At 65.4% G+C, this 16,118-nt stretch carries 15 protein-coding genes; 6 read left to right on the forward strand and 9 right to left on the reverse strand.

Annotated features, from left to right (window positions below):
* Positions 1 to 222: 222 nt before the first annotated feature.
* Genes AC1D3B_RS09665 through AC1D3B_RS09675 form a run of 3 tightly spaced genes read right to left on the reverse strand, consistent with a single transcriptional unit; the run spans position 223 to position 3,158 of the window.
* Complete coding sequence (locus AC1D3B_RS09665; protein ID WP_478190446.1) at positions 223 to 936, reverse strand: ABC transporter ATP-binding protein; 714 nt, start codon at positions 934 to 936, stop codon at positions 223 to 225.
* A gap of 3 nt (positions 937 to 939) precedes the next feature.
* On the reverse strand, positions 940 to 1,722 hold the full coding sequence (locus AC1D3B_RS09670) for an ABC transporter permease (RefSeq protein WP_478190447.1): 783 nt from the start codon (positions 1,720 to 1,722) through the stop codon (positions 940 to 942).
* Between the two features lie 17 nt (positions 1,723 to 1,739).
* Positions 1,740 to 3,158, reverse strand: a complete 1,419-nt coding sequence (locus AC1D3B_RS09675) for a mannose-1-phosphate guanylyltransferase/mannose-6-phosphate isomerase (RefSeq protein WP_478190448.1) — start codon at positions 3,156 to 3,158, stop codon at positions 1,740 to 1,742.
* A 235-nt stretch (positions 3,159 to 3,393) separates the two neighbouring features.
* Here AC1D3B_RS09675 and AC1D3B_RS09680 point away from each other — a divergent pair, with 235 nt between their 5' ends.
* Genes AC1D3B_RS09680 through AC1D3B_RS09690 form a run of 3 tightly spaced genes read left to right on the forward strand, consistent with a single transcriptional unit; the run spans position 3,394 to position 8,152 of the window.
* Positions 3,394 to 5,292: a glycosyltransferase family 2 protein gene (locus AC1D3B_RS09680; RefSeq protein ID WP_478190449.1), complete on the forward strand. Its 1,899-nt coding sequence runs from the start codon at positions 3,394 to 3,396 to the stop codon at positions 5,290 to 5,292.
* Positions 5,289 to 7,148 carry a glycosyltransferase family 2 protein gene (locus tag AC1D3B_RS09685; RefSeq protein WP_478190450.1) on the forward strand — a complete coding sequence of 620 codons (1,860 nt, stop codon included), beginning with the start codon at positions 5,289 to 5,291 and terminating at the stop codon, positions 7,146 to 7,148. The genes AC1D3B_RS09680 and AC1D3B_RS09685 overlap by 4 nt, the downstream gene beginning before the upstream one ends.
* A 2-nt stretch (positions 7,149 to 7,150) precedes the next feature.
* Positions 7,151 to 8,152, forward strand: a complete 1,002-nt coding sequence (locus AC1D3B_RS09690; protein WP_478190451.1) for a glycosyltransferase family 2 protein — start codon at positions 7,151 to 7,153, stop codon at positions 8,150 to 8,152.
* 11 nt (positions 8,153 to 8,163) lie between these two features.
* Here the strand turns inward: AC1D3B_RS09690 and AC1D3B_RS09695 are convergent, their stop codons facing one another.
* Complete coding sequence (locus tag AC1D3B_RS09695) at positions 8,164 to 8,916, reverse strand: glycosyltransferase family 2 protein (RefSeq protein ID WP_478190452.1); 753 nt, start codon at positions 8,914 to 8,916, stop codon at positions 8,164 to 8,166.
* 44 nt (positions 8,917 to 8,960) lie between these two features.
* On the opposite strand from AC1D3B_RS09695, the gene AC1D3B_RS09700 reads away from it, so the two are divergent.
* Both AC1D3B_RS09700 and argB read left to right on the forward strand, forming a co-directional pair.
* Positions 8,961 to 10,055: an MraY family glycosyltransferase gene (locus tag AC1D3B_RS09700; RefSeq protein ID WP_478190453.1), complete on the forward strand. Its 1,095-nt coding sequence runs from the start codon at positions 8,961 to 8,963 to the stop codon at positions 10,053 to 10,055.
* Positions 10,056 to 10,099: 44 nt separating this feature from the next.
* The gene (gene argB / locus AC1D3B_RS09705) at positions 10,100 to 10,993 is read left to right on the forward strand and encodes an acetylglutamate kinase (RefSeq protein ID WP_478190454.1); all 894 of its coding nucleotides are present in this window, start codon (positions 10,100 to 10,102) and stop codon (positions 10,991 to 10,993) included.
* An 11-nt stretch (positions 10,994 to 11,004) separates the two neighbouring features.
* On the opposite strand, the gene galE is transcribed toward argB, so the two are convergent.
* Positions 11,005 to 12,024, reverse strand: coding sequence for a UDP-glucose 4-epimerase GalE (gene galE, locus AC1D3B_RS09710; RefSeq protein WP_478190455.1), 1,020 nt, complete (start codon positions 12,022 to 12,024; stop codon positions 11,005 to 11,007).
* Positions 12,025 to 12,142: 118 nt separating this feature from the next.
* Here galE and slmA point away from each other — a divergent pair, with 118 nt between their 5' ends.
* Entirely contained in the window at positions 12,143 to 12,787 is a 645-nt protein-coding gene (gene slmA, locus AC1D3B_RS09715) for a nucleoid occlusion factor SlmA (protein ID WP_478190669.1), read from the forward strand.
* Positions 12,788 to 12,809: 22 nt separating this feature from the next.
* Here the strand turns inward: slmA and AC1D3B_RS09720 are convergent, their stop codons facing one another.
* The 4 genes from AC1D3B_RS09720 to AC1D3B_RS09735 all read right to left on the reverse strand — a co-directional run bounded on the left by AC1D3B_RS09720 (position 12,810) and on the right by AC1D3B_RS09735 (position 16,041).
* Positions 12,810 to 13,853 (reverse strand): hypothetical protein, encoded by a 1,044-nt coding sequence (locus AC1D3B_RS09720; RefSeq protein WP_478190456.1) that lies wholly within the window; start codon positions 13,851 to 13,853, stop codon positions 12,810 to 12,812.
* Positions 13,850 to 14,431 carry an adenylyl-sulfate kinase gene (cysC, locus tag AC1D3B_RS09725; protein WP_478190457.1) on the reverse strand — a complete coding sequence of 194 codons (582 nt, stop codon included), beginning with the start codon at positions 14,429 to 14,431 and terminating at the stop codon, positions 13,850 to 13,852. The genes AC1D3B_RS09720 and cysC overlap by 4 nt, the downstream gene beginning before the upstream one ends.
* A gap of 187 nt (positions 14,432 to 14,618) precedes the next feature.
* Positions 14,619 to 15,035 carry a YjjA family protein gene (locus AC1D3B_RS09730; RefSeq protein WP_478190458.1) on the reverse strand — a complete coding sequence of 139 codons (417 nt, stop codon included), beginning with the start codon at positions 15,033 to 15,035 and terminating at the stop codon, positions 14,619 to 14,621.
* Positions 15,036 to 15,129: 94 nt separating this feature from the next.
* Positions 15,130 to 16,041: an SDR family oxidoreductase gene (locus AC1D3B_RS09735; RefSeq protein WP_478190459.1), complete on the reverse strand. Its 912-nt coding sequence runs from the start codon at positions 16,039 to 16,041 to the stop codon at positions 15,130 to 15,132.
* Between the last annotated feature and the right edge of the window lie 77 nt (positions 16,042 to 16,118).

Here is a 16,118-nt window from a genome sequence, read left to right on the forward strand (position 1 = left end):
GGAAATTTCTTGTTCTTTGTTCTCTTGCGGGCTTTTCCAGTCTAGCGCACGCGCCGGCGACGCCGGAGTCGCCCGGCGCCCGCATCGACGTCGGAGATCGCCTCAATCTGCGTGCTGCCCGGCATAGGGCAGGAGCAAGAATCGTCCCGTGCCGGGTCCCCGGCGAGGGAAGGAAGTGGAAACAGAATGTGATGGCGCGTCGCTTCGGCGCGCCACACCTGATCAGGCGCTGACCGACGCTTCGACGATCCGTCCGTGTTCCAGGTGAATGACGCGATTGCACTCCTTGGCGATCAATTCGGGCGAATGCGAAGCCAGCACCAGGATGCCGGACTTCGAAACCACGTCCTTCATGCGCTTCTCGGCCTTCTCGGTGAACTCCGCGTCACCGACCGAGAGCCATTCGTCCATCAGCAGGATGTCGGCCTCCACGCTGGTCGAGATCGAGAACGCCAGGCGCATCATCATCCCGGTCGAATAGGTGCGAACCGGCATGTTCACGTACTCGCCCAAGCCGCTGAACTCGCAGATTTCGGGCGTCAGTTCATCGACCTGCTTCTTGCTCATGCCCATCACGAGACCACGAAGCATGATGTTCTCGACACCCGTCGCGTCCGGTTCGATACCGAGCGACGGGTCGATCAGGCTCGACACGGTTCCCTTGCGGACGAACTCGCCCGCAGAGGGCTCGAAGACCCCGGCCAGCGTGCGCAGCAGCGTGGACTTGCCCGCGCCGTTGTGACCGATGAGCCCGAGCCGGTCGCCGCTCTTCAATTCGAGGTTGATGCCGCTCAGCGCCTGCACCACGTTGACGCCGGTCTCCTTGCCGAAGCGGCCGCCGGTGACGGAAGCCGCCAGTGTCTTCTTGAGTGAGTTGGCGCCGGCACCGTAGATGGGAAAGTTGACCGAGACGTTGTTGAGGGAAATGAAAGCCATTTTTTACAGCCAATAGACCACGCGCCGGCGGTACTTCGCGAACAGGAGGCTCGACGCAATGAGTCCGAAGACCGTCCATCCCAGCATGCCCCACCAGTTGTGGGCGTCGGCCACGTTGCCCATCAAGGGCGCGCGGAGCAGTTCGAGCATCTGCGCAAAGGGGTTGTAGAGGATGTACTGGGCGCGGCCCGGCAGGCTTGCCGGTAGCCAGAACACGGGGGTCAGGAACATCAGCATCTGCATCACGCTGGTGACGATCTGGCCCACGTCACGGAAACGCGTGCAGACCAGGCCGAGCGCGATGCCCAGCGCGTGCGCGTTGATGAGCAGGAGCAGGAAGGCCGGCACCACGAGGAGGGCCGACCATGAGAGGGAGATACCGGCCCAGATCGCCACCGGCACATACAGCACGATCTGATGCGCGAACTGGATGAGGTTGCGGGACATGCTCCGCCACACGAACAGGCTGATCGGAAAGTAGCCCTGCTTGAGGTAGTTGGACGAGCCGATGAACGCGTTGCACGAGTCCGAGACCATGCTGGAGAAGAAGGCCCAGAAGATGATGCCGAGCGCCAGGTGCGGAAAGAACTTCGACAGCTCGGTGCCGAACAGGCCGCTGTAGAGCGGACCCATGCCGCCGATCATGGCGCCCATGCTGAGCGTCAGCCAGAACGGGCCGAGCATCGAGCGCCGGTAGCGCAGGACGATGTCGAACCAGGCGAGGGTCCACCAGATGTCGGTGCGGCGGGTGCCTTCCCACCAGTCGGCCCAGGGACTGCGATGCAAATTGGAATGTGCCTGACTCATACGCGCCCGTAGGTATCGGCGAGCCGCACGATGTCGTCTTCGCCGAGGTAGGCGCCGCATTGAACTTCGACGAGCACGAGCTCGTCTTCACCGATATTCGTCAATCTGTGTTTCTCTTTGAGGGGGATGTAGCGGTATTCGCCGGGTGAGGTGCGGTATTCGGTTTCGCCGACCTGGACCATGGCGGTTCCCTGCACGACGACCCAGTGTTCTGCCCGTTGGTGGTGGTATTGGAGCGAAAGCGCCTCGCCCGGCTTCACGGTGATGCGCTTGACCTTGTAGCCGTCCTCTTCCTTGAGCGACGCGTAGGTCCCCCAGGGACGATGGACGACCGCCGGCAGATGGACGGTCTCGTGCTTGCGGACATTCAGGGCCTCGACGATCCGCTTGACGTCTTGCGCCTTGCTCTTGTGCGCCACGAGCAGCGCATCCGGGGTGTCGACGATGACCAGGTCGTGCACGCCGAGGGTGGCCACGATTTTCGGTCCGTGGCTGTCGACCTGAACGTGCGTGCCGGTGGTATCGAGCGCGACGACGTCCGACGGCATCGTGTTGCCGTTGGCATCGCCCGGATGGGCCTTGGCGACCGACGGCCAGGAGCCGACATCGCTCCAGCCGAACTTGGCGGGCACCACGTGGACGTTGTCGGCGCGCTCCATCACCGCATAGTCGATGCTGATGTCGGGCTGCAGGCCGAAGCTGTGCGAGTCGAACTGGACGGTGTTGCCCGTGGCGCTCGCGGCGTCGAAGGCGCGGCGTGCGCCGGCCAGCACCTCGGGCGCGTGCCGCTCGAAGGCTGCGAGGATGGCATCCGCGGTGAAGCAGAACATGCCGCTGTTCCAGTAGTAGCGCCCGGTTGCGAGGTATTCCTGCGCGGTCTCCTGGTCCGGCTTTTCGACGAAGCGCCTGGCGGGCTGGCTCTCGCGCGAGGCCTTGTCCACCTCGACATAGCCGAAGCTGGTGTCGGGGCTGGTCGGACTGATGCCGAACACCACGAGGGAGCCCTGCGCCGCGATCCGGAAAGCCTGGCTCGCGCTGGCGACGAAGGCTTCCACATCGGACACCAGGTGGTCGGCCGAAAGGACGAGCATCACCGTGTCGCCGCTGAATTGCTTGACGCACTGGAGCGCCGCGAGCGCAATGGCGGGGCCGGTGTTGCGGCCCTTGGGCTCGAGCAGCATCGTCGCATCGGGCGGATCCTGCATCTGCCGCAGCACGTCCTTGGTGAGGAACAGGTGGTCCTTGTTCGTCACGACCATGAGGTCGCCGGTACCGCACGCCTGCCCCCGTTCGATCGCCTTCTGGAGCAAGGTCGATCCACCAAGCTTCATGAAAGGCTTGGGAAAGGCTTGGCGCGATGCGGGCCAAAGGCGGGAGCCTGCGCCTCCCGCGAGCACGACTGATAGCAAGCGCATTTTTTTGGGGGGGTGTGTTGAGGGGATAATTTTACTGACCCGGCCGTCGGGAAAATTCAAGCAGAACCGCAAGCGGTCCCCATGGCGAAAAGCACACGCGAAATCACGATCTTGCCAGCCCTTTCAGGAAATGCGCCGGCATCGCGCATCAAGTTTCGCGTTTTCATCTGCGGAAGAGATCTTCGTGCCGAGTAAGCCGACCTTGCCGGGCACCCTATCGCAGAGGCAACAGCCCGTGCTCGACCCTGGGCCGAGTCGCGCCCAACTCCAGGAGCGTCGCGAGGCACTGGAAGCGGAAGTCGATGCACTGAGGCGATCCATCAGCTGGCGGCTGACTGCACCGCTTCGACGCGCCAACAGATGGCTTCGGCGATCAGCGGGCCCCGCGTCGGAGACCGTCATCGGCCAGCGAGACGATTATGCCGAGTGGATTCGCCGGTATGACTCGCCCGGCGTTGCGCTGGACGCCGGGCCGCACGCCGAGGCGGCGGCATTGCCCGGGACGCCGCTTTTCTCGCTGCTGATGCCTGTTTCCGACCTTCGCTCCCCCTGGCTTGCCGAAGCCGTCGATGCGGTACGTTCGCAGCGCTACGCCGGTTGGGAGCTCTGCCTTGCCGTCGATGCCTCGTCCGGGGCCGAAGCGAGTGCGTTGCTGGACCGGCTGGATCTGGACGACGCGCGTATCAAGGTGGTGCCTCCCCTCGGGGGTGCGGGGTGCGTCGCATCGGCACTGAATGGCGCCTTGGGGATCGCATCGGGGGCGTGGGTGCTGCCGACGGATCCGGACGACCTGATTCCCGTGCAAGCGCTCCAACTGTTCGCCGCAGAGATCGCGAGCCATCCGGGTGCGCGGATGGTCTATTCCGATGAAGACCGCATCGATGCCCGCGGTCGCCGCTACAGCCCGTACTTCAAGCCCGACTGGAATCTCGATCTATTGCGGTCGCAGGACTTGTTCTCCCGGCTGGGTGCTTTCGACGCTTCGCTGGCCCGGCAGGTCGGCGGTTTTCGCCCGGGATTCGAAGGGGCGGAGGTCCATGACTTCGCGCTGCGTTGCATCGAGGCGCTCAGCCCCGATCAGGTGAGACACATCCCCCGCGTGCTCTGCCATCGTCGGTCCCATGGCGAGAGCACTGCACTGTCGCATGGCGCGGAGCCATCCGCACCGCCCGCGGGGGCGCGCGCCTTGAACGATCACCTTCGACGCCTCGGTATCGCCGGCACGGCGGAAGCCCTTCCCGAGGGCTATCGCGTGCACTACGACCTTCCGGTCGATCCGCCGCTGGTCACGCTGGTCATCCCGACCCGCAATGCGGAGGCGCTGGTGAGGCAGTGCGTCGAAAGCATCGTGGCCGCGACCACCTATCCCCATTACGAGATCCTGCTGGTCGACAACGGGTCCGACGATCCTGCGGCCCTGGCCTATTTCGCCGAACTCGACGCGCAGCCGGGCATCACGGTGCTTCGCGACGACCGGCCATTCAACTATGCGGCGCTCAACAATCGCGCCGTGGCGCAGGCACGCGGCGAGTTCGTGGCGCTGGTCAACAACGACATCGAAGTGATCACGCCGGACTGGCTCGGCGAAATGGTCTCGCTGGCGTGCCAGCAGGGCGTGGGGGCGGTCGGCGCCAAGCTCCTCTATCCGGACCAGACCTTGCAGCACGCCGGCATCGTGCTGGGTGTCGCCGAAGTGGCCGGCCACGCGCACAAGCACTTGCCGGCATGGCTCGGCGGCCATGGCCATCGCGCACGGCTCATGCAGTCGTTCTCCGCGGTGACCGCGGCCTGTCTGGTGGTCAGGAAGGATCTCTACGAGCAGGTCGGCGGCCTGAACGATGCCGACCTGAAGGTGGCCTACAACGACGTCGATTTCTGCCTCAAACTCCGGGACGCGGGATATCGCAATGTATGGACGCCGTACGCCGTTCTGTTCCATCACGAATCCGCGACCCGCGGCTCGGACATGTCCGGCGCGCAACGCGAGCGTCTCGCCCTGGAGCAGGCCTACATGAGAGAAAGATGGGGCGCCTTGATTGCGAATGACCCGGCGTACAACCCGAACCTCACCCTGGACGCGGAAGACTTCGGCCTGGCATGGCCGCCTCGCGTGACTCCGAACAGTCCCCAATGAAACCTGTACTTCCTTCCGTCTCGCTGGAGCCGCAAGCCTCCGGGCCTTCGCGCCCGGTGGGCCGTTTCCAGCGTGGCTGGCGCCTGCTCCGCACTTCAGGCTGGCGCGGCCTTCAATGGGGCTTGCGCCAGCGCTTCGGCGGCGGTCTCGACTACGCGCGGTGGATCGCCGACAACGACACGCTGACACCGCAACTTCAGGAAGCGATGTCGCAGCGCGTCGCCGCAATGAAAGCACCGCCGCTGATCTCGGTGCTCATGCCCACCTACAACCCGAACCCCGCATGGTTGCGCGAGGCCATCGAGTCGGTGCGCAGCCAGATCTATCCGCATTGGGAGCTCTGCATCGCGGACGATGCCTCGACCTCCCCAGCGGTCCGGGACATCCTGAAGTCCTATGCCGAGACGGATGCCCGGATCAAGGTCGTGTTCCGGCCCGAGAACGGCCACATCTCGGCGTCGTCGAACAGCGCGCTGGCGCTCGCGACCGGGACCTGGCTGGCACTCATGGACCACGACGATCTGCTGCCCGAGCATGCGCTGTTCTGCGTGGCGGACTGCATCGCCGCGCATCCGGATGTGCGGCTGATCTATTCGGACGAAGACAAGGTCGACGAATCCGGTCGGCGCTTCGATCCCTATTTCAAGTCCGACTGGAACGTCGACCTGTTCCGCTCGCAGAACATGTTCAGTCACCTCGGCGCGTTGGCGACCGACCTGGTGCGCGAAGTCGGTGGCTTCCGGCTCGGCCTCGAAGGCTCGCAGGACTGGGACCTGGTGCTGCGCTGTATGGAGCGCGTCGAAGCCGGGCAGATCCGGCATGTGCCCCGCGTCCTCTATCACTGGCGGGTGCACAGCGAAAGCACGGCCGGCTCTATGGATGCCAAGCCGTACGCGGCAGTAGCGGGCGAGCGTGCCCTCAACGAGCACTTCGCGCGCACGGGTGTGCGCGCCGCGGCGGAGCATATCGGCGTGGGCTATCGCGCTCGCTACGCTCTTCCCGAAGCGCCGCCGCTGGTGTCGCTGATCATTCCGACGCGCAACGACGCGAGGTCCATCCGGCGGTGCGTGGACTCCGTGCGCGAGAAGACGGCCTATCCGAACTACGAGATCGTGGTGGTCGATCGCGCATCGACCGGCGCCGAGATGCAGGCCTGGCTGCAATCCATTGCGAAGGAGCCCGGGGTCCGCGTGGTCCGGATCGGGCAGGCCTCCGATGACGCCGCCGTCCTCAACACGGCGGCCGAGGCTGCGGAGGGCAGCGTTCTGGCCCTTCTCGCGGACCAGGTCGAGGTGAAGTCGGCCGAATGGCTTGGCGAGATGGTGAGTCTCGCCCTCCAGCCCGGCGTGGGCGCCGTGGGTGCGCGCCTGTGGTATCCGGCCGGGGCGTTGCAGCATGCCGGCGTGATCCTCGGGGTCGGCGGCGTGGCCGGCTATTCGCACCGGGGCATGCCGCCTGCACGGGAAGGGTATTGCGGACGCGCGGCCCTGATCCAGTCCATGTCGGCCGTGTCCGCTGCGTGTCTCGTCGTCACGAAGGACCATTACCAGCAAGTAGGAGGAATGGACGCAGATCACCTCAAGGGGGCGTTCGCGGACGTCGACCTCTGCCTGCGTCTGCGGGAGGCGGGCCTGCGCATTGTGTGGACGCCCTATGCCGACCTGATCCACCATGCGTCGACCTGGCCTGCGAAGTCGACGCATGTTCGGGAGGACGCTGCGTACATGCGACAGCGATGGGGCAAGGCCCTCCTCGACGACCCGGCCTACAGCCCGAACCTGACACTCCAGCTCGAGGACTTCAGCTACGCGCGATGGTCCCGCGCACCCTGGTACTCCGAGGCCGCAAGAACCTGAACATGGCAACCGCCCCCCTGTCCATCTCCGTCGCCCTGTGCACCTACAACGGGGCCGCCTTCATCCGCGAACAGGTCCGCAGCATCTGTCTGCAGTCACGCCCTCCGCAGGAGATCGTGCTGTCCGACGACGCGTCGACCGATGGCTGCGTCGATATCGCCCGCGCTGCGGTCGCCGAGTGCGCCGCCGAGCGTCCCGAACACCCGGTCGCCCTGCGCGTGCTGCAGAACACCACCGCGCTTCGCGTCACGAAGAATTTCGAGCAGGCCGTGCGCGCCTGCGAGGGCGACCTGATCGCATTGAGCGACCAGGACGACGTGTGGAAGCCCGACCGGCTTGCCCGGATGGCGGCCGAATTCGAGCGGCGCCCCGATCTGCTGCTGCTGCACACCGACGCGCGCCTGGTCGATGACGATCGCAGGGATCTTGGCCAGTCGCTCTTCCACGCGCTGGAGGTCAAGCCCTTCGAAATGAACTGGATCCACGGCGGCAATGCCTTCGACGTGTTCCTTCGCCGCAATCTCGTGACCGGCGCGACCGCGATCTTCCGCCGCAGCCTGCTGGCCGACGCCGCACCTTTTCCGGTGGAATGGCTGCATGACGAGTGGCTCGCGATCGTGGCCTCGACCGTGGGTGGCGTCGACGTGCTGGAAGACGAACTGATCGAGTACCGCCAGCACGCATCCAACCAGATCGGCGCACGGCGCGACACCTTCATGGGCAAGATCCGCAAGGCGCTGGCTTCGCGCGGCGACACGCACGTCAAGCGCGCCATCAAGGCGGAGCTTCTTCTCGCGCGCCTGCTGACGCTGGGCGACCGGGTATCGCCCGTCACGATCGAGAAGGTGCGCTCGAAGATCGAGCATCAGCGATTCCGGGCCGCATTGCCGGCGCGACGGATCGAGCGCTGCGTGCCGGTGCTGCGGGAGGCCATGACGGGCCGGTACGACAAGTTCGGCCGGGGAGTGCGGGGCGTCGTCCGCGACCTGTTCGAGTCGGTCTGATCCGGCCTGCGTCAGCCCGTCCGCTCCAGCCGCCAATAGCGCCAGAAAGCGGCGGACGACCACACCTTGAGTAGGCTGGTCACGTGCCAGTAGAGGTGTCGCTTGCTTCGATGGCTGGCGCGTCGCGCGTCGTGCCGGGCCTGCAGTTCCTCGGCGATCTGCAACTTCCAGCCCGCGAGCCGCAGTCGGGCGCAGATGTCGAAGTCCTCGCCATACATGAAGAAGCGTTCGTCGAAGCCTTCGATCTCGCGGTAGGCCTCGCTGCGGAAGAGCATGAACAGCCCCGGTATCCATGCAGGCACGACGGGCCGCACATAGTCGGGACGCTTGCGCGAGACGATCTCCAGCGGCGTGATGATCGCCCGGTGCTGTTCGGGCGTCGGCTTGCCGGGCTCGAGGATCCGGGGCGCGAGCAGGCCGCTGTCCGGCGCGGCGTGAGCGATCAATGGTGCGAGCACGTCGCTGTCGAAGCGGATGTCCGGATTCAACACCAGGAACCACGGCGTCGCGCAGCGCGCGAAGGCCTGGTTGTGGTTCGCGCCGAAGCCCTTGGGCGCGTCGTTCTCGATGCGTTCGATCTCGAAGCCCCAGCTCCGGCCCGCCAGCAGGTCGGGCTCGGGGATGTTGATCGTGAGCACGACCTTGGCGACCTCCCCGCGGTTGTACCGGTCCAGTTCCTCGATCAGCGGCAACACGAGTTCGAGCTGGCCATGGCTGACGATCGAGACCGTGATGGGAAGAGAGTGGGGTGGGGAGATCGGCATGGTCTAATTTCGCCCGGGAATTCTAGAGTTCCCGCTCCCACCCCATGATTGCTCTGATCGTCATCAGTTTTCTTCTCTCTGCATTCGCGGTGCAGGTGTTCATGCGCCGGGCGCGCCGGCATGCGCGGCGTTACGGCCACGACATGCCGCAGCGCTTCCACAAGGGCCACGTGCCGCGGTTGGGAGGTGCCGGCATCCTGGTGGGCATGGGGGTGGCCTGGCTGGTCGCGGGGATGCCTTCGGACCCGTTCAATGTGTCGTGGCCGCTGAAGGCCTCCGTGCTCACGCTGCTGTGCATCGCGCCGGCGGTGCTCGGCGGCATCATCGAGGACGTGACCCAGCGGGTGTCTGTGCGCTACCGGCTCGGGCTCACCATCGGCTCGGCGCTGTTGCTGTGTTGGGTGCTTCACCTGGGCGTCGCGCGGACCGGCGTGGCCACCGTCGACGGCTGGATGCAGGCGATGCCCTATGCGCCGCTCCTGTTCGCGGCGCTCGCGATTGGCGGCCTGCCGCATGCGTTCAACATCATCGATGGCTACAACGGGCTGGCCGGCACCGTCGCCGTGCTGGTCTGCCTGGCCATCTCGCACGTTGCGCTGCAGGTCGGTGACCGGCAACTGGCCGCGATGGTGATCTGCCTGGTCGGCGCGACGGTCGGCTTCCTGATCTGGAACTACCCGCGCGGCAAGATCTTTGCCGGGGACGGCGGCGCTTACGTCTGGGGCATGGTGATCGCCGTCGCCGCGGTCACGCTGGTGCAGCGGCACCGCGTCGTCTCGCCGTGGTTCCCGATGCTGCTGCTGATCTACCCGGTGTGGGAGACCGTGTTCTCCATCTACCGCAAGATCGCGCGCGGCCAGTCGCCGGGAACGGCGGACGCGCTGCACTTCCACCAGCTGATCTTCCGGCGCATCGTCCGTGTCGCGTTCGCGGACGATGAAGCGCGCCAGCTGCTCGCGCGCAACAACCGGACCTCGCCGTACTTGTGGATCTTCGCGGCGTTGACGGTGGTGCCGGCGGTGCTGTTCTGGAACAACACGCCTGTGTTGATGGCGTTCTGCGCCCTGTTCGTCGCCACCTACGTGGCTGCCTACCTCATGATCGTGCGATTCAAGGTCCCCCGCTGGCTGCGTCCCTGAGTTCGACGGCACAATTCCGGAATCCGAACTTCCCACCGCCCACCATGACCGATCCCGTGCTCAACATCCCCCCGCGCGACAAGGCGGAAATCCTGGCCCAGGCACTGCCCTACATCCGCAAGTTCCACGGCAAGACGATCGTCATCAAGTACGGCGGCAATGCCATGACCGACCCCGAACTGCAGGCCGACTTCGCCGAAGACGTGGTGCTGCTCAAGCTGGTCGGCATGAATCCGGTGGTGGTGCACGGGGGCGGCCCGCAGATCGAGGCGGCGCTCAACCGCCTCGGCAAGAAGGGGAACTTCATCCAGGGCATGCGCGTGACCGACTCCGAGACGATGGAGGTGGTCGAGTGGGTGCTGGCCGGCGAAGTACAACAGGACATCGTCGGCCTCATCAACCAGGCCGGCGGCAAGGCGGTGGGCCTGACGGGGCGCGACGGTGGGTTGATCCGCGCGCAGAAGCTCAAGATGGCCGATCGCAACGATCCCAGCCTGCACCACGACGTCGGGCAGGTCGGTGACATCGTCTCGATCGACCCGAGCGTGGTCAAGGCGCTGCAGGACGACGCCTTCATCCCCGTCGTCAGCCCGATCGGCTTCGGTGAGGAGAACGAGAGCTACAACATCAATGCCGACGTCGTCGCCGGCAAGCTGGCGACCGTGCTCAAGGCCGAGAAGCTGATGATGCTGACCAACACGCCTGGCGTGCTCGACAAGGACGGCAAGCTGCTGACCGATCTGAGCGCACGCGAAATCGACGAGTTGTTTGCCGACGGCACGATCTCCGGCGGCATGCTGCCGAAGATCGAGGGTGCGCTCGATGCCGCGAAGAGCGGGGTGAATGCGGTGCACATCATCGATGGCCGCGTGCCGCACGCGATGCTGCTGGAAATCCTGACCGATCAGGCCTACGGGACCATGATTCGAGCCCGCTAGGGCTTCGAGGGCTATTCGTAGCCGTTGGGATTGGCTTGTTGCCAGCGCCAGCTGTCGGCGCACATCTGATCCAGGTCGCGATGCGCGCGCCAGCCTAGCGTGGCTTGTGCCAGGGTCGGGTCGCCCCAGTAGGCTGGCACGTCGCCGGGCCTGCGCGGGCCGATTTCGTAGGCGATGCGTCGGCCACTGGCGCGTTCGAAGGCCTTGACGACGTCCAGCACCGATGCGCCCTGGCCGGTGCCGAGGTTGAGTGTGACCAGGCCGGGCTGCTTTTCCGCGTGACGCAGTGCGGCGACATGGCCTTCGGCCAGATCCATCACGTGCACGTAGTCCCGGACGCCGGTGCCGTCCGGCGTCGGGTAGTCGCCGCCGTGCACGGCCAGCTTGTCGCGCAGGCCGACGGCCACCTGGGAGACGAAGGGCATCAGGTTATTCGGCTTGCCTTGCGGGTGCTCCCCGATCAGGCCGCTTTCGTGCGCGCCGACGGGATTGAAGTAGCGCAGCAGCGCGATACGCCAGTCGGGATGCGCGCGCTGCAGGTCGGACAAGGCCTCTTCGACCATGAGCTTCGACCGCCCGTACGGGTTGGCCGGCCTGCGGGGCGCGTCTTCCGGGATCGGCGAGCGGTCGGGGTCGCCATAGACGGTGGCCGAGGACGAGAAGATCAGCGTACGGACGTCCGCCGCCTGCATCGCCTGCGCCAGCACGAAGGTGCCGTGCACATTGTTTTCGTAGTAGGTGATCGGGTCGGCCACCGAATCGCCGACCGCCTTGAGGCCCGCGAAATGGATGACGCCGGCGATCGGCTCCGCGCCGAACAGTTTGTCGAGCAACGCCCGGTCGCGGACATCGCCTTCGATGAAGCGGGGCGTGGCGCCGATGATGCGTCCCAGCCGCTCCAGCACGCGGACGTCGCTATTGCCGAGGTTGTCCAGGATCAGCGGGGTGTAGCCGGCGGCCGCCAGGGCCACGCAGGTATGGCTGCCGATGAATCCGGCCCCGCCGGTCACTAGGATGGTCTGGTTCGTCATGTGGCGCGCGATCCCCCGTAAAGTAACTGTCGATTCTGCGCGACAGGAAGGGCTTGCCCGGTTGGCGCACGCTAACTGCCGTGTGCGAGAATCATTTTTTTACATTTTGCACGTGCCCATGCAGAACGACGAGCAAAGCGCCTCCGATGCGCCAATCAGTTCAGAACCGGTGGCCGTACCGATCCGGAAACGCCCGAAGCCGGGCGAGCGGCGCGTGCAGATCCTCCAGGCCCTCGCCGCCATGCTCGAGCAGCCCGGCGCAGAGCGTGTGACCACTGCGGCCCTGGCAGCCCGGCTCGATGTCAGCGAGGCCGCGCTGTACCGGCATTTCGCCAGCAAGGCGCAGATGTTCGAAGGCCTGATCGAATTCATCGAGCAGAGCGTCTTCACGCTCGTCAACCAGATCGTGGAACGCGAGGTGGCGGGCAGCGAGCAGGCCGCGCGCATCGTCGCGATGGTGGTGCAGTTCGCCGAGAAGAACCCCGGCATGACGCGCGTGATGGTCGGCGATGCGCTGGTCTTCGAGAACGACCGACTGCAGAGCCGCATGAACCAGTTCTTCGACAAGATCGAGGCCACCTTGCGCCAAGCCTTCCGCGACGCGGCCACGACCGACGGCTCCGCCACGCCGAGCGTCGACGCGCAGGTGAGGGCCTCCGTGCTGACAGCCTTCGTGGTCGGCCGGCTGCAGCGATTCGCCCGCTCGGGATTCCGGCGCGCGCCTTCAGAGCATCTGGACGCTGCCGTCGCGCTGATGCTCTGAGCGGAGACTGCCGAGTACGGGATCAGTGTCCCGACTGACGTCGCAGGCGGCCGGACAACGCGCGCAACGGCGCCGTGGCGCGCCAGGAACTCGAAGCTTCCAATGCGTCGCGCCGTTCCTCCGCCTGTTCAGCGCGCGCCGTCATCCCGGCCAGTTCACTCCTCGCCGCTTCCAGCGCCATGCCGGCGCTGCGTAGTTCTTCTTCGTGCAACCTGGCTGTCGCCGCAGCCCCATCGAGTGCCCCTCGGGTGCTGGCCAACGCAAGCTTCGTCTCGCCCAGTTCGCGCGCAAGCGCGGTGCGATCGAGTTTCGTCTTCTCCAGCTCGCGCGTGAGGGCGATGCGGTCCAGCGTTGCAAGAGGAGGAAGTGCGATGCCCGGCGGCGGTTGGCCGTCGGCTCGTGCTACCGGCACCTTCGCATCGCCTTCCGTGGCAAGCTCCTTGCCGATCCGCACCTTTGTCGGCGAGGCCAGGCGCGAATGCGCGCTCGACGCCAACTGTCGGTCGACCCGGTGTCCAAGGATCGAATCCAGCGAATCGTAGAGATAGTCGTGGTCCTCGACGAAACGAGGAAAGTCGAGGAAGAGGACGGGAACCTTGTACTTGACGAGTGCGTGCAGGAGTTCGTGGAAGCCCAATGCGAGCAGGCGCGCCTGATCGAGCGGGTTGAGCGAATAGACCACGCCGCCCGGGGTTGTTCCCCAGGAAGCCCATTGCTTGCAATCGTCAGGCATCGCGTCGGCGGCATACCGGGCACGCATCTCGTTGACCACCCGGCTGGTCGCGGCCTCGACGAGACTTCGCATCGGAACGACGACTGCATCGATGACGATCTCCTTGTCGGCGAGCACGCGCTCAACGTACTCGTACAGCCAGGGCGACTTGCAGACGTAGGGCGCGTCGGGCTGGCCCAGCAGCATGTCTTCCAGGCCCGCATTGGCGGCATCGTCGTAAGCGTGGCGTCCTTCTCGCGCGAGTTGGGTTTCCAATCCGCACGCCGCGAGGTACTGCACCAGAAAGGTCGTGCCGGAACGGCCGGTCCCGGCAATGAGCAGGTGATTCTTCATGCCAACTGCCTCGACCCCGGATCCTTGGCACCGAAGCGTTCGAGCAGCGGCATCAGCATGTTCACCGCCGCGTCGACGCCATGGTGGGACGTATCGATCAGCAGATCGGGATTCAGCGGGGGCTCATAGGCGTCGCTGACACCGGTGAACTTCGCCACCTCTCCGCGTCGCGCACGGGCATACAGGCCCTTGACGTCGCGGCGCTCGCAGTCGGAAAGCGATGCCTTCACGTAAATCTCGCGGTAGGGCGCCCCGATGATCTTGCGCGCCGCGCTCCGTTGCCGGCCGAGCGGTGCGATGGCCGCAACGACCACCGGAATGCCCTGATCGCTGAGCAGGCGCGCCACTTCGGCAATTCGCCGGATGTTCTCCAACCGGTCCTCATCACTGAACCCGAGGCCCCGACTCAATCCGCGGCGAATTTCGTCTCCATCCAGGACCGCGACAGCAACACCGCGCTTCAGCATCCGGGCCTGCAAGTTCTGCGCGATCGTGGACTTGCCTGCGGACGAAAGGCCCGTCAACCACATGACGACCGCCTCGCTCCTTTGGAGCGAATCCTCTTCTTGTCTCTTCATGACTGCATTCGTGAGTAACTTGATGCTGACTGAATGCAAATGAAGATAACGTTCATATTATTTTTGGGCGGCCATGTCTGGACGCCTTGATGAAGGGCGCCCAGTTTGCACGCGAAGATTTAGCCCTCCATTAGCGAGCACGCGGAAACTTCCGCCAGGGGGAGGACGCGAGGCCGCCCCAGCCCTTTCAGATCATCGATTTGCCTTGCTTGAGGACGAAGTCGCAGGCGCGCTTGGTGAGTTCCTGCTTGAGGCCACCCCCGGTCAAATCCATCTTCTTGCCATCGCTGCTGGTCAGGATGCCCTGCGAGCCATCGACATAGCCCGTGTCGGTAGCAGGCTTGCCACCCGGGATCTTGCTCATGAGTTGGTCCTTGACCGAGGAGGCGGCGTCACCGCTCAGGTAGTTGTTCTTCAGGCAGTACTCGATGACGCCGGCTGCATTGCCGAGGCTGCCCGATGCCATCGAGCCCAGCGCCGACGACGAGCCACCTCCGCCAGCAAGACCCTTCAGCATGTCCAGGCCCTGGGCCTGGGCCGCGCCTGCGGCCAACAAGACGAGAACGGCGCCGAGGCGGGCGAAACGGGTGCGGGAAATGGTCATGGTCAACTCCTTGAAGATTTGGATTTGTGATGACGGTAGCTTAAGCCCCCGGTCCGACAGCATCTGAAACAGTTAGTGCTGACTGTCACGGGCGTCAGCGATAGCCGGTCGTGTCGGCCGGCTTGCCTGCGTCCTGGACTTCCGGAACGTACCTCCAGGCGTCGGGCTGGCTTCCGTCGATGTCGGTGAAGCCGTAGACCCTTGCCAACTGCCCGCTCGACAGGGAGCTTCCGTTCCAGCGCGCCACGTCCGGATCCCGCGCCAGTGCCGCGACCGCTCTCCCGACAAATGCCGGGCTTTCGGAAATCGCGAAATGAGGCTGCCAGGATGTCGCATCGCGCCAGTTCGATTCGGTGACGCGGTAGATCTCCAGCATGGCCTCGGAACGCAGCCATCCGGGCGTGAGCGACACGGCTGTCGCGCCGTGCGGCTGCAACTCGTGCGCCAGCGCGAACGCCATGCGGTTCACCGCAGCCTTGGCGAGGTCGTAGAAGAAGGACACCCGGTAGTTGCTCGCGTTGTAGTCGTCGGTGCCGTCGGTGACCTCGACGACGAGCCCGCCCGGTGTCTCGATGAGCAGGGGAATCGCGAAGTGGCTGGTGATGGCATGGGTCTCCACGCTCAGGCGCAATGTGCGCAGTCCGATGTCCAGCGAAGACTCCCAGACTGTCTTGTTCCACTCCATCGTGGTGGCGCCCCAGATGTCGTTCACCAGGATGTGCAGCCTGCCTTGCTCGGCCCGGATGCGGTCCACCAGTGCACGCACTTCGTCGGGCACGAGATGGTCGACCTGCACTGCAATGCCGCGTCCACCGGCCGCGTCGACCAACTCGGCGGTCTCCTCGATCGTCTCGGGGCGGTCCATTTCCGATCGGCCGGCGCGCGTGCTGCGCCCCGTGACATAAACGGTGGCGCCCGCCGCACCCAGTTGCACGGCGATGCCGCGCCCTGCGCCGCGGGTCGCGCCGGCCACCAGCGCCACTTTTCCTTCGAGTGTCGGATGCATGAGAACGATGCTAGTGGCCCTCCCAGTTGTCCGCAATGTCGAGGGCAGAATGCACCATCCCAATGCTTCAGGTTCAT

The sequence above is a fragment of the Variovorax sp. P5_A3 genome, assembly GCF_056400665.1.

What these genes read in the sequence shown, in the direction of transcription:
- AC1D3B_RS09665 (WP_478190446.1), bottom strand. Translation starts at nt 936, where the DNA reads ATGGCTTTCATTTCCCTCAACAACGTCTCGGTCAACTTTCCCATCTAC.
- AC1D3B_RS09675 (WP_478190448.1), bottom strand. Translation starts at nt 3,158, where the DNA reads ATGCGCTTGCTATCAGTCGTGCTCGCGGGAGGCGCAGGCTCCCGCCTT.
- AC1D3B_RS09685 (WP_478190450.1), top strand. Translation starts at nt 5,289, where the DNA reads ATGAAACCTGTACTTCCTTCCGTCTCGCTGGAGCCGCAAGCCTCCGGG.
- AC1D3B_RS09690 (WP_478190451.1), top strand. Translation starts at nt 7,151, where the DNA reads ATGGCAACCGCCCCCCTGTCCATCTCCGTCGCCCTGTGCACCTACAAC.
- AC1D3B_RS09695 (WP_478190452.1), bottom strand. Translation starts at nt 8,916, where the DNA reads ATGCCGATCTCCCCACCCCACTCTCTTCCCATCACGGTCTCGATCGTC.
- AC1D3B_RS09700 (WP_478190453.1), top strand. Translation starts at nt 8,961, where the DNA reads ATGATTGCTCTGATCGTCATCAGTTTTCTTCTCTCTGCATTCGCGGTG.
- argB (WP_478190454.1), top strand. Translation starts at nt 10,100, where the DNA reads ATGACCGATCCCGTGCTCAACATCCCCCCGCGCGACAAGGCGGAAATC.
- galE (WP_478190455.1), bottom strand. Translation starts at nt 12,024, where the DNA reads ATGACGAACCAGACCATCCTAGTGACCGGCGGGGCCGGATTCATCGGC.
- slmA (WP_478190669.1), top strand. Translation starts at nt 12,143, where the DNA reads ATGCAGAACGACGAGCAAAGCGCCTCCGATGCGCCAATCAGTTCAGAA.
- AC1D3B_RS09720 (WP_478190456.1), bottom strand. Translation starts at nt 13,853, where the DNA reads ATGAAGAATCACCTGCTCATTGCCGGGACCGGCCGTTCCGGCACGACC.
- cysC (WP_478190457.1), bottom strand. Translation starts at nt 14,431, where the DNA reads ATGAAGAGACAAGAAGAGGATTCGCTCCAAAGGAGCGAGGCGGTCGTC.
- AC1D3B_RS09730 (WP_478190458.1), bottom strand. Translation starts at nt 15,035, where the DNA reads ATGACCATTTCCCGCACCCGTTTCGCCCGCCTCGGCGCCGTTCTCGTC.
- AC1D3B_RS09735 (WP_478190459.1), bottom strand. Translation starts at nt 16,041, where the DNA reads ATGCATCCGACACTCGAAGGAAAAGTGGCGCTGGTGGCCGGCGCGACC.